General features: G+C 55.7%; 9 protein-coding genes. 2 read left to right on the top strand and 7 right to left on the bottom strand.

What is annotated here, in order from left to right; all coding sequences use genetic code 11:
- Positions 1–228: 228 nt before the first annotated feature.
- Together MRBBS_RS13080 and MRBBS_RS13075 are read right to left on the bottom strand one after the other, a co-directional pair.
- The gene (locus tag MRBBS_RS13080; protein ID WP_014872002.1) at positions 229–1,272 is read right to left on the bottom strand and encodes a nucleoid-associated protein; all 1,044 of its coding nucleotides are present in this window, start codon (positions 1,270–1,272) and stop codon (positions 229–231) included.
- A gap of 99 nt (positions 1,273–1,371) precedes the next feature.
- Complete coding sequence (locus MRBBS_RS13075; protein WP_083847062.1) at positions 1,372–1,779, bottom strand: PilZ domain-containing protein; 408 nt, start codon at positions 1,777–1,779, stop codon at positions 1,372–1,374.
- A 236-nt stretch (positions 1,780–2,015) separates the two neighbouring features.
- Here MRBBS_RS13075 and rimO point away from each other — a divergent pair, with 236 nt between their 5' ends.
- Positions 2,016–3,359 (top strand): 30S ribosomal protein S12 methylthiotransferase RimO, encoded by a 1,344-nt coding sequence (gene rimO, locus MRBBS_RS13070; protein WP_014872000.1) that lies wholly within the window; start codon positions 2,016–2,018, stop codon positions 3,357–3,359.
- 78 nt (positions 3,360–3,437) lie between these two features.
- On the opposite strand, the gene oadA is transcribed toward rimO, so the two are convergent.
- Positions 3,438–5,243, bottom strand: a complete 1,806-nt coding sequence (oadA, locus tag MRBBS_RS13065) for a sodium-extruding oxaloacetate decarboxylase subunit alpha (RefSeq protein ID WP_014871999.1) — start codon at positions 5,241–5,243, stop codon at positions 3,438–3,440.
- A 19-nt stretch (positions 5,244–5,262) separates the two neighbouring features.
- The gene (locus MRBBS_RS13060) at positions 5,263–6,678 is read right to left on the bottom strand and encodes an acetyl-CoA carboxylase biotin carboxylase subunit (RefSeq protein WP_014871998.1); all 1,416 of its coding nucleotides are present in this window, start codon (positions 6,676–6,678) and stop codon (positions 5,263–5,265) included.
- 155 nt (positions 6,679–6,833) lie between these two features.
- On the opposite strand from MRBBS_RS13060, the gene MRBBS_RS13055 reads away from it, so the two are divergent.
- Positions 6,834–7,784: a LysR family transcriptional regulator gene (locus MRBBS_RS13055; RefSeq protein ID WP_014871997.1), complete on the top strand. Its 951-nt coding sequence runs from the start codon at positions 6,834–6,836 to the stop codon at positions 7,782–7,784.
- Positions 7,785–7,803: 19 nt separating this feature from the next.
- Here the strand turns inward: MRBBS_RS13055 and gatB are convergent, their stop codons facing one another.
- From gatB to gatC, 3 genes are read right to left on the bottom strand one after another with little or no spacing between them, the layout of a single operon-like run.
- The gene (gene gatB, locus MRBBS_RS13050) at positions 7,804–9,279 is read right to left on the bottom strand and encodes an Asp-tRNA(Asn)/Glu-tRNA(Gln) amidotransferase subunit GatB (protein ID WP_014871996.1); all 1,476 of its coding nucleotides are present in this window, start codon (positions 9,277–9,279) and stop codon (positions 7,804–7,806) included.
- A 21-nt stretch (positions 9,280–9,300) separates the two neighbouring features.
- A complete protein-coding gene (gene gatA, locus MRBBS_RS13045) occupies positions 9,301–10,758 on the bottom strand; it encodes an Asp-tRNA(Asn)/Glu-tRNA(Gln) amidotransferase subunit GatA (protein WP_014871995.1) in 1,458 nt (485 codons plus the stop codon).
- 47 nt (positions 10,759–10,805) lie between these two features.
- Positions 10,806–11,093 (bottom strand): Asp-tRNA(Asn)/Glu-tRNA(Gln) amidotransferase subunit GatC, encoded by a 288-nt coding sequence (gatC, locus tag MRBBS_RS13040; protein ID WP_014871994.1) that lies wholly within the window; start codon positions 11,091–11,093, stop codon positions 10,806–10,808.
- Between the last annotated feature and the right edge of the window lie 431 nt (positions 11,094–11,524).

The raw sequence follows: 11,524 nt of genomic DNA, 5'->3' as shown, positions 1-11,524 counted from the left end.
AACAGGCCTATTTCCTAACAAAGATAAAAGTTGAACAGACCTAATTCAAAAGAACCACTGGGCTGCAGCCACAAAGTCATGTTGGCTGCGGGGTGGGGAGAGTCTTTTCTGGCAGGAAAAAGGTGTCTGAGCGCAGCGAGTTCTTTTTTCATAAGAAAAGACTCTCCCCGCCGCGTAGCCAGCCACCAAAGCTCAGTTCCGAGATTTAGCCACCCAACCCAAGCCAATTTACTCCTCGCGACTATCAAGATAACGCTGCAACTGCTCCCGCAAAACTTTAGGCAAACGAGTAATTGTCAAAGAATCTTTGTCGCGGTCATAATAAACCGCCTGATTCATCAAGTCCGACGAAAAAGACACGCTCATACCACCACCCGATCCCCCAATGCGCACCAGCTTCTTCACCTTACGATGATCCGGATGCAGCACGCCGCTTGCGGGCAACTCAGCCGTTTTACTGGCGAACTCGCGAAAACGCTCAGGTTGGTCTTGATCGAGATAACCCGACAACGCCTCGATGGCCACCGGCTCTCCCAGAGCGTGCTGTTCCTTACAGAATTCATAGGCGCGGCTGCGCACTTCGCCCGCTTTACCCGGCTGCTCGGTTTTTGCGAAAGCTTCCACCGCGTCCAGAAACGTCAGGGTCTCTTTTTCTACATCTACCTGATTGGTAAAACCGCACAGACGAATAAACAGTTCACCCGGCTCAGCGGTGCCGCGGGCGTGTACCAGCGTCAAATAGTTGCTGTCGCTGTCGCTGTCGCTGCTGGCACCGCCACCGCCATTACGCTGCCAGTCGGTAAGCTCAATTCGCAGCGCCAGGTTCAACCGTGAAAGGCTGAGAATGTCGGTGGCGTCTAACGCCTGGTTACCATCAAATCGCATGGCGCTGTCTGCTTCTACAACCAGCAAGTACGCAACCTCTGTATCCGCCAGGGCCTCGTGCACCAGCATCAAATGGCCGTGATGCTCTTCCTGGCAGCCGCTGAGCAGTTCCTGCCATTGATCGAAAAGCCGGCTGCTCATGGCCGCAAAGCCCTGTTTGCCTTCCAGATAATCTTTCAGCCAGGTGCTGAAAGGGCTTTCGCCGATATCGTCAGAGAAACGGCCGAATTTCTTTCCGGGTTTGGCGTTGAACAGACGCTTCATCTGTTTGTGCAGGGCCTCGTAATCGCCACCAGGCTCTTCCAGAGCTTCGCCGCTGCGCAAGCGTGCAGGTTGCCCCGGCTGGTATTGGCTGGCGAAAGCCGTGCGAAGATATTTGATTGCCATGAAATAGCGGGTCCCTGATGGGTGATCGAATAACGCCGAGTCTGATTACAGCTCAGCTGGCCGGGTATTGTAATGGTTTCGGCGGGGAGTTCGGGGCTTTCAGGTAAATTTGCCGCGTTCATTAAGAAGACTGCGTACATACTGGTCAACACAAGCGCATCCACCGCCCTCAAATTCTTCAAATTGAATGCCAACCTGAAACCGGTCTTGGGCAATTCGTCGAAAATGCACAATATTACCTGCGGCGATAATAACCGGCTGTGCCGGTTGCATGGGCACGGAAAAACGGGCTTTCACCGGCATGGGGTTTCCCGGCGCCAGCGCCCGGTTGCCCTGGGCCAGAAGGTTCGCAGTCGATTGATTGCAAGATACCATCACACCTGAACGCGACAAGTTTGCCGTTGTGCAACTGCACTGGCAACCATCTGGCCTTTCAATAACGATATCGGTCTTGACGTCAACCCGTTGCTGATCGCGTAGATTTGGTTGTGCAGATGTGAATTTCATAGGCAGTGGTCGGGCTCAATCAGTCTGAGGTTATATGGTTTAAATTCATATGGTTCATAGTGTGGCAGATTATTCGCTTTTTTACGGATGGATGTTCACAAATTTTCACTTGGAATGATCCATTGTCGATGGAGCAGGTTTCGGCTTTTGCTGTAGCGGCGCGCTCGTCTGGTGTAAAATATTACTTCCATTTATTTGCGTTGATACGCTCGGCATCAGGAACTACGAACCGCTCTATGATAGAAAAGACCGAAAACACAAAAGCCAGTAACGGCAGAGTTGGTTTTATCAGTCTGGGTTGCCCCAAGGCCCTGGTAGACTCCGAGCGTATTCTGACCCAGCTGAGGTTGGACGGGTATGACGTAGTACCAACCTACAAAGACGCCGACATTGTGGTGGTGAACACCTGCGGTTTTATTGATGCGGCGAAACAGGAGTCTCTGGACGCCATTGGTGAAGCTATCAGTGAAAACGGTAAAGTCATTGTCACCGGTTGTATGGGCGTTGAAGCAGACAAAATCCGCGAAACCCATCCCGGCGTGCTGGCGGTATCGGGGCCCCATGCGTATGAAGAAGTGGTCGGTGCGGTACACCAGTTTGTGCCGCCCACCCGCAAGCACGACCCGTTCACGGATCTGGTGCCGCCCCAAGGTATCAAGCTGACGCCGCGGCACTATGCCTACCTGAAAATCTCCGAAGGCTGCAATCATCGCTGCACCTTCTGCATTATCCCGTCGATGCGCGGCGATCTGGTCAGCCGTCCCATTGGCGATGTGATGGATGAAGCTCAACGTTTGGTCGACGCGGGTGTTAAAGAACTGCTCGTTATTTCCCAGGACACCTCGGCCTACGGCGTAGACACCAAGTACCGCACCGGTTTCTGGCAGGGGCGCCCGATTAAAACCAAAATGCAGTCGCTGTGCGAAGCGCTGGGCGAAATGGGCGTTTGGGTACGCTTGCATTACGTGTATCCGTATCCTCATGTGGACGACATTATTCCGTTAATGGCCGAAGGGAAAATTCTGCCGTATCTGGACATTCCGTTCCAGCACGCCAGCCCGAAAGTGCTGAAAGCCATGAAGCGCCCTGCCCACGACAGCAAAACCCTGGACCGCATTCGTAAATGGCGGGAAATCTGCCCGGAGCTCACCATTCGTTCCACCTTTATTGTGGGCTTCCCCGGTGAAACCGAAGAAGATTTCCAATACCTGCTGGATTGGCTGGACCAGGCGCAGCTGGATCGTGTTGGTGCATTCACCTATAGCGCGGTTGAAGGAGCCAAGGCTAACGAGATCGAAGGCGCGGTACCGGAAGACGTTAAAGAAGAACGTCTGGCTCGGTTTATGACCAAGCAGGCCGAGATTTCAGCCGCCCGCTTGCAGGCAAAAATTGGCACCACCATTGACGTGCTGATTGACGAAGTAGACGAAGAAGGCGCCATCGGGCGATCAAAAGCCGATGCGCCAGAAATTGATGGCATGGTGTATCTGAACGATGCCACGGATTTGGTGCCCGGGCAGATTGTTCGGGCGGTGGTGGACCACGCGGACGAGCATGACCTTTGGGCGACTCTGGCCTGATGGGTTATTGAACTTAAAAAGCCGTCTCTGATCTCAGAGGCGGCTTTTTGCTTTTATTCAAAACAGATTTCACCCTAATCAGACGATATCGATCAGCATTTCACCCGGGGTTACCCGGTCGCCTTTGGTGACGTAAATGGCCGCGATTTTGCCGTCAATGTCAGCGTGTACTTCGGTTTCCATCTTCATCGCTTCGGTGATCAGTACGGCTTGACCGGCACTCACCGTGTCGCCTTCTTTCACCAGAACCTCGACCACATTGCCGGGCATGGCGGTGCTGACGTGGCCGGGCATGGATGCCTTTTTGCGGCCGTTGCTGCTTTGTGCCACATAGTCGTTGAGGGATTCAAACACCACTTCTTCCGGCATGCCGTCAAGTGACAGATAGAGTTTGCGTTTACCCACACCGGATTCACCGGAGCCGGTGACCGCCACTTCGTAGCTCTCACCGTGCACTTCAATGCGGAATTCGGTGGCAACACCGGTGACCAGGCGACCACCGGATTTTGTTTCCGGTTGCAACAGGGCCTCCGGCACCAGTGTGCCGTCTTTGCGTTGCTGCAGGAACTCGCGGCCGAGGTCAGGGAACATGGCGAAGGTGAGCACGTCTTCCTCGTTAAGGGCCAGCTCGCCAATGTCTTTGCGCAGTTTGTCCATTTCGGGGCTGAGATGGTCGGCCGGGCGGCCTTCGTCAACGGTTTTATTGCCAATGGCTTTTTTGCGCAGGTCGGCGTTCACCGGCGCTGGCGGCCGACCATAGCCACCCTGCAGGTAGCGTTTTACTTCGTTGGTGATGGTTTTATAGCGCTGGCCGGCCAGTACGTTGTATACCGCCTGGGTACCGACAATCTGTGAGGTGGGCGTAACCAGCGGTGGAAAACCGAGGTCTTCCCGTACCCGCGGAATTTCATCGAACACTTCGCGGATACGGTCCAGCGCGTTCTGTTCTTTGAGTTGGTTGGCCAGGTTGGACATCATGCCGCCGGGCACCTGATTAATCTGAACAGACACGTCTTCGCGGGTGAACTCGCTTTCGAACTGCCGGTACTTCTTGCGAACTTCGCGGAAGTAATCGGCGATTTCGCTCAGCAGATTCAAATCCAGGCCGGTGTCGTAATCGGTGCCCTTCAGCGCGGCCACCTGGGATTCGGTTGCCGGATGACTGGTGCCGGAGGCGAACGAAGAAATGGCCGTATCCATGCGGTCTACGCCGGCTTCAATGGCTTTGAGCTGGCACAGAGGCGCCAGGCCAGAAGTGGAGTGGCTGTGGATCACCAGCGGCAGATCCACCTTCGCCTTGATGGCTTTGACCAGATCGTAGGTGCCGTAAGGCGTCAGCAGTCCCGCCATATCCTTGATGGCGATGGAGTCGGCGCCCATGGCCTGCATGTCTTTGGCTTGCTGAACAAACAATTCTGCGGTGTGCACCGGGCTGGTGGTGTAGCAGATGGTGCCTTGGGCATGCTTGCCGGCTTTTTTCACCGCTTTCATCGCGACTTCGATGTTGCGTAGATCGTTTAGCGCATCAAACACCCGAAACACGTCGACGCCATTTTCTGCGGCTTTTTGTACAAAGGCCTCCACCACGTCGTCTGCGTAATGGCGATAGCCCAGAAGATTCTGGCCCCGCAACAGCATTTGCAGGCGTGTGTTGGGCAGCGCTTCCCGCAGCTTTTGCAGGCGCTCCCAGGGGTCTTCTTTCAGAAACCGCACGCAGGCGTCAAAGGTGGCACCGCCCCAGACTTCCAGAGACCAGTAGCCTACCTGATCCAACTTGCCGCAGATGGGCAACATGTCTTCAGTGCGCATGCGGGTGGCAATCAGCGACTGGTGCGCGTCACGCAGAATCAGGTCGGTTACCTCAATTCGTTTTGCTTTGCTCATGATCTTATTCTCCTGCGAATTACCAGCCGGAGTGCGCGGCGATGGTGGCGGCAATGGCGAGTGCAATGGCACTGGGGTGGCGTTTAGTGGAATATTTCAAAAGTTCCGGGTGGCTGGGCACAAAGCTGGTGTCAAAGTTGCCAGCGCGGAAGTCTGGATGCTCCAGAATCTGCTGGTAGTACTGGGCCGTGGTTTTGATGCCGTGCAAACGCATGTCGTCCAGAGCGCGCTTGCCGCGGGCGATGACTTCGTCCCAGGTCAGCGCCCACACCACCAGCTTCAGGCACATAGAGTCGTAATAGGGCGGGATTTCGTAGCCGGTGTAGATAGCGGTGTCCACACGTACGCCGGGGCCGCCGGGCGCGTAGTAATGGGTAATACGGCCAAAACTGGGCAAAAAGTCGTTTTTCGGATCTTCCGCGTTGATGCGAAATTGCAGCGCATAGCCACGGAACTGAATGTCTTCCTGGCGATAACTCAGGGGCAGGCCGGCAGCGATGCGCAGTTGTTCACGCACAATATCCACTCCGGTAATGGCCTCGGTGATGGTGTGTTCCACCTGCACCCGGGTGTTCATTTCCATAAAGTGCACTTCGTTGCCGGCCAGCAGAAATTCCACGGTGCCGGCGTTTTCGTAGCCTACGGCTTCAGCCGCCCTCACTGCCAAGGCGCCAATGTACTGTCGTTGCTCCGGCGTGAGCTGCGGGCTGGGTGCAATTTCAATCAGCTTTTGGTTGCGCCGTTGTATCGAACAATCGCGTTCGAACAAGTGAATAACGTTGCCGTGACTGTCCGCCAGTATCTGCACCTCAATGTGGCGCGGATTCACAATGCACTTTTCCATAAACACTTCGGCAGAGCCAAAGGCCTTGGTGGCCTCAGAAATGACGCGCGGGTACTGGGCTGTCAGTTCCTGAGGTGTGTCGCAGCGGCGAATACCCCGGCCGCCGCCGCCCGAGGTGGCTTTCACCATGACCGGGTAGCCAATCTCGTTGGCCAGTTTCAAGGCTTCCTCCAGATCTGCAAGGTTGCCGTCAGAGCCGGGGGTGATGGGTATGCCGGCGGCGCGCATACTGTCGCGAGCTTGGGTTTTATCGCCCATTTTGTGCACAACGTCGGATTTTGGGCCGATAAACGCCACGCCTTTTTGTTCGCACAAACGCGCAAAGTTGGCGTTTTCTGATAAAAAGCCGTAACCGGGGTGAATGGCGTCGCAGCCGGTCTCTACCGCAAGGTTAACGATGCGGGCCGGGTCCAGATACCCTGCCAATGGGTCGTCGCCCAAAGAATAGGCTTCGTCGGCGCGCTTTACGTGCAGGCCATAACGGTCTGGCTCGGTGTAGATGGCGACGGAGCGTATCCCCATTTCCGCACAGGCCCGCACAATGCGGACGGCGATCTCGCCGCGGTTAGCGATGAGTACTTTCTTCAACATGGGAGACTCCTCATTTCTGCGTCCCTAATGAAGGTAATAAAACCCGAATGGCGAATTCAAAAAGAGTAGCGCTCTCGACTCTTTTGTAAAAATTGGTATTATTTTGCTTGAGTATAAGTAATCCCTTATGAGTCAATTTAGAAAGGCCCAGTGCCATGCCGTTAAGCATTCAAAACCTCGCCAGTCGCCTGACCTTTCGTCAGCTTCAGGTGTTTAAAGCGGTTTACGATTTAAAAAGCTACAGCAAGGCAGGGGAGTTGTTGGGGTTGACGCAGCCGGCTATCAGCAGTCAGGTGCGTCATTTGGAACAGGCATTAGGGTTGCCGATGTTTGAGTATGTTGGGCGCAAGCTTTATTGCACCGCCGCCGGTGAGGAAATGGCGAAATGTGTGCGTTTGGTGTTTGCTGCCCTGGAGCAGGTGCAGAACAATTTGGCGGCGCTGGAAGGGCAGGTGGCCGGAGAGTTACGCCTGGTGGCCGTCAATACGGCGCAATATGTGGTGCCTTATATGTTGGGGGCGTTTTTGCAGCTAAACCCGCAGGTAACCGTGTCGGTGTCGGTGGTAAACCGCGCAACGGCGCTGCAAAGGCTGAATGACAACGCTGATGACCTGGTGATTATGGGCATGGTGCCGGCGGAGCGGCCATTGACGTCTTTGCCGTTTCTGGACAACGAGCTGGTGCCAGTGGTACCGCGGGGGCATCCGTTGCTTGATCAGACGAGCGTGAGCGCCCAGGCGTTTCTGGACAGCGGTTTGTTGGTGCGTGAGAGCGGCTCTGGCAGCCGCCTGGCGCTGGAGCTGCACTGCCAGAATCAGCGTTTGCGGGCGATTCCAAGTATGGAGCTTGGCTCTAACGACGCGGTGAAGCATGCGGTGCTGGCAGGCTTGGGGGTGGCTGTTTTGCCGAAGCTGGGGGTGCTGTCCGAGTTGGCCCTGGGCAGCCTGAGCATTGTGAATATCGCCGGGTTTCCACTAAGGCGCAGCTGGTGCGTGGTGTATCCCCAGGCGCGCCACCCAACCCCGGCCATGCGGGCGTTTATTGATTATGTGCAGCAGAACATCCGCCGGTTTGAGCAGTTGTTCCTCAGGCGCTTCGAGCAATAGAAGGGCCTGAGGCATCACTTTAGGCGTTGAGTTTTCTTTGCAGAATTTCGGTGAACAAGCGAGGGTTACCCTGGCCTTTTGAGGCTTTCATTAGCGGCCCCATAAAACCGCCCATCAGCTTCTTCCGCTTTTTTTCGTCGGCTTCCTGAAACTGGGCAATCTGCTCGGGCATGCCCGCCAGTACTTCATCCACAATGGTTTCCAGAGCGCCGGTGTCTGAAACCTGTTTTAGGCCTTGAGCTTCTATGATGGCGTCAGCCGCATTACCCTCAGAGCCGCCATCGCCATTCCACAGTGCTTCAAACACCTTCTTTGCGCCTGAGGACGACACCGTGTTGTCTGCGATGCGCGCGACAAGCTGGCCCAGTTGGACGCCGCTGATGGGCGCCCGCGCTACGGTTTCGTTATCTGCGTTCAGGCGCGCTGAAAACTCGCCTAACACCCAGTTTGCGGCCAGCTTGGCGTCTTTGCAGTGACTGACGGTGTCTTCAAAAAACGCTGACAGGCGAGCGTCGTCGCTCAACAGACTGGCGTCGTAGTCGTTCAGGTTATATTGCTCTTTGAAGCGTGCTTTGCGGGCGTCGGGCAATTCTGGCAACAGAACACGCGCACTTTCGATAAAGGCGTCATCGATCACCACCGGCAGCAGATCAGGGCAGGGGAAGTAGCGGTAATCGTTGGCTTCTTCTTTGCTGCGCATAGAGCGCGATTCGTCGCGATCGCCGTTGTACAGGCGGGTTTCCTGAATGATGCGGCCACCGTCTTCCAGAATGTCCATCTGCCGCGCTACTTCATGGGCGATGGCCTGCTCCATAAAACGGAAGGAGTTCAGGTTTTTGGTTTCAGTGCGGGTGCCCAGGGTGTCAGAGCCTTTGGGCTTGAGTGAGATATTCACGTCAAAGCGCAGCGAGCCCTGGCTCATATCGCCATCGCAGATGCCCAGAGACGACACCAGGCTGTGCAGCTTTTTGGCGAAAGCGACGGCTTCTTCGGCGCTGTTCATATCCGGTTCGGTCACAATTTCGATTAGCGGTGTGCCGGCACGGTTTAAGTCGATACCTGTCATGCCTTGGCCACGCTCATCAAAAAGAGATTCGTGCAGGGATTTGCCGGCATCTTCTTCCAGGTGGGCGTGGTGGATGCGAACGCGCTTGTTGCGGCCGCCGGCTAAATCAACGTCCACGAAGCCCGAGCCCACAATAGGGTGGTCCAGCTGCGTGGTCTGATAGCCCTTTGGCGAATCCGGGTAAAAGTAGTTTTTGCGGTCGAACACCGAGCGCCGGCCAATTTCGGCGTTCACCGCCAAGCCAAACATCACTGCGTAGCGGAAGGCCTGTTCGTTGGGCACCGGTAAGGTACCGGGCATGGCCAGGTCGACCGCGCTGGCCTGGGTGTTGGGCTCGGCGCCAAAGGCGGTGCTGGAGCCGGAAAAAATCTTGGTTTTGGTGGCAAGCTGAGCGTGTATTTCCAGCCCGATCACAATATCCCACTGCATTACGGTTCTCCTGATTCAGGCTTACTGGGGAAATTTCTGGTGCCAGCCGGTAACCTGCTGGAACTGATGGGCTGCGTTCAGCAGGCGCGCTTCTTCAAAATAATTGCCGATTATCTGCAGGCCCACCGGTAAACCGTCGACAAAACCGGCCGGTACCGACATCGCCGGAACGCCCGCAAGATTGACTGCGATGGTGAATATATCTTCCAGGTACATGGTCACCGGGTCGCTGGTTTTCTCGCCTTGGACAAAGGCGGGCGACGGTGATACCGGGCTCATCAGAACGTCCACTTCTTTAAACGCGTTGATGAAATCCTGTTGAATCAGACGACGTACTTTCTGTGCCTTTAAATAGTAGGCGTCAAAATAGCCGGCGGACAGGGCGTAAGTGCCTACCAGTATGCGGCGTTTAACTTCGTTACCAAAGCCTTCGGCACGGGTGCGGGTGTATAGGTCGTTCAGATCCTGCGGCTTGTCGCAGCGATAGCCGTAACGCACGCCGTCAAAGCGCGACAGATTGGCGGAAGCCTCGGCCGGAGCGATGACGTAATAGGCGGCAATGGCCAGTTCGGCGTGGGGCAGGGACACTTCCTTCACCGTGGCGCCCAGTTTTTCGTATTCCTTTACCGCGTTGCGCACCTGCTGTTCCATGGCGGGATTGAGCTGGTCGGAGAAATACTCTTTCGGTAGGCCCACGCGCAGGCCTTTTAAAGGCTGGTTCAGAGTTGCGGTGTAATCCGGCACGGTGCGATTAGCAGATGTAGAGTCTTTTGGGTCAAACCCGGCCATTACATTTAGCATCAGCGCGTTGTCTTCGGCGGTGCGCGCCATGGTGCCGCCCTGATCCAGGCTAGAGGCGAAAGCGATCATGCCGTAGCGAGACACCCTGCCATAGGTAGGTTTCAAACCGGTCACGCCACACAGCGCTGCCGGTTGGCGAATGGAGCCGCCGGTGTCGGTGGCTGTGGCAGCAGGCACCAGGCGTGCGGCGATAGCCGCTGCAGAGCCACCTGAAGAGCCACCGGGTACGCGCTTCTCGCCCTTATTAAAGCCCCAGGGGTTGGTCACCGGGCCAAAAAAGCTGGATTCGGTAGACGAGCCCATGGCGAACTCGTCCATATTGGTTTTACCCAGGCACACGGCGCCGGCAGCGCGAAAATTGGCCACGACCGTAGCGTCATAGGGCGGTACAAAATTAGCCAGCATTTTCGACCCGGCGGTGGTCGCCACGCCATTGGTGCAGAAAATGTCTTTATGGGCAAAGGGTACGCCGGTCCAGACGCTGGCGTTGCCGGCCGCACGCTGTTCGTCAGCGGCTTTGGCATCGGCCATGGCAAGGTCTTCGGTGACGGTTATAAAGCTGTTGTACTGGCCGTCTTCTGCTTTGATGCGATCGAGGAACTCGCGGGTCAGTTCCACGCTTGAAATCTTGCCGCTTTCCAGTTCGCGGGAAAGCTCTGCTACGGATTTTTTATGCATGTTCAATCCTGATGGTGTGGTTCGTCCGATCACTCGATTTCCTTCGCTCACTCAATCACTCGGGGTACAAGATAGAGGCCGCTCTCGGTGGCGGGCGCTATGGCCTGGAAGGCATCGCGCTGGTTGCTTTCGGTAACTTCGTCGGCGCGCAGACGCTGTACCGCATCCAGTGGGTGGGCCAGAGGCTCTACGTTGTCAGTGTTGGCGGCGCTGAGTTGGTCAACCAGGCTGAGGATGTTGCTCAGGTCGTTTTCCAGTGCGGGTATCTGTTCGTCATCAAGACGGATACGGGCCAGCACGGCGACTTTTTCAATGTCTGCGCGGGAAATGGTCACGTTGACTCCGGTTTTTCGTATTTGATATTCAGACTGCGCCGCAGCGTTTTCACGGCGGAGTTTATATCGACCTCCACCCGCTCTGTCTGAGCTGAGTAATTAAGGTCGATATGGTAACAGATTCGTGGCTTTGCGGGAGACGCGCGGTGGTCTTCTGAAGATGACGTCTGATCGTCTTCGAGAACCTGTGTTGAAAACTATTCAACTGACCTGGCGTCTTCAGCATGTCTTCGGAGGTGGCGTCGCTGCGCTCCTCGCGCACCTGCCTGGATAGGTGAGTGTCCGGGGTCGTATTGAGCGCTTCATCGGCTGGAGTCAGGGGATTGCAGTCGGTCAAACCGCTGGCGAGCGCTAGAACCATCAATAAAATTGAGGCATAGAGAACTTTCATAGCAAACATCTACTATTGCAGGTTGATCCGCCTAATTACG

The organism is Marinobacter sp. BSs20148 (assembly GCF_000283275.1).
In the GTDB taxonomy this organism is placed as follows: domain Bacteria; phylum Pseudomonadota; class Gammaproteobacteria; order Pseudomonadales; family Oleiphilaceae; genus Marinobacter; species Marinobacter psychrophilus.
Note: the sequence above shows the minus strand (reverse complement) of the source record. Positions and strands in the feature narration are given on the sequence as shown.

Coding starts and splice junctions, on each gene's coding strand:
- MRBBS_RS13080 (WP_014872002.1), bottom strand. CDS start 1,272: ATGGCAATCAAATATCTTCGCACGGCTTTCGCCAGCCAATACCAGCCG.
- MRBBS_RS13075 (WP_083847062.1), bottom strand. CDS start 1,779: ATGAAATTCACATCTGCACAACCAAATCTACGCGATCAGCAACGGGTT.
- rimO (WP_014872000.1), top strand. CDS start 2,016: ATGATAGAAAAGACCGAAAACACAAAAGCCAGTAACGGCAGAGTTGGT.
- oadA (WP_014871999.1), bottom strand. CDS start 5,243: ATGAGCAAAGCAAAACGAATTGAGGTAACCGACCTGATTCTGCGTGAC.
- MRBBS_RS13060 (WP_014871998.1), bottom strand. CDS start 6,678: ATGTTGAAGAAAGTACTCATCGCTAACCGCGGCGAGATCGCCGTCCGC.
- MRBBS_RS13055 (WP_014871997.1), top strand. CDS start 6,834: ATGCCGTTAAGCATTCAAAACCTCGCCAGTCGCCTGACCTTTCGTCAG.
- gatB (WP_014871996.1), bottom strand. CDS start 9,279: ATGCAGTGGGATATTGTGATCGGGCTGGAAATACACGCTCAGCTTGCC.
- gatA (WP_014871995.1), bottom strand. CDS start 10,758: ATGCATAAAAAATCCGTAGCAGAGCTTTCCCGCGAACTGGAAAGCGGC.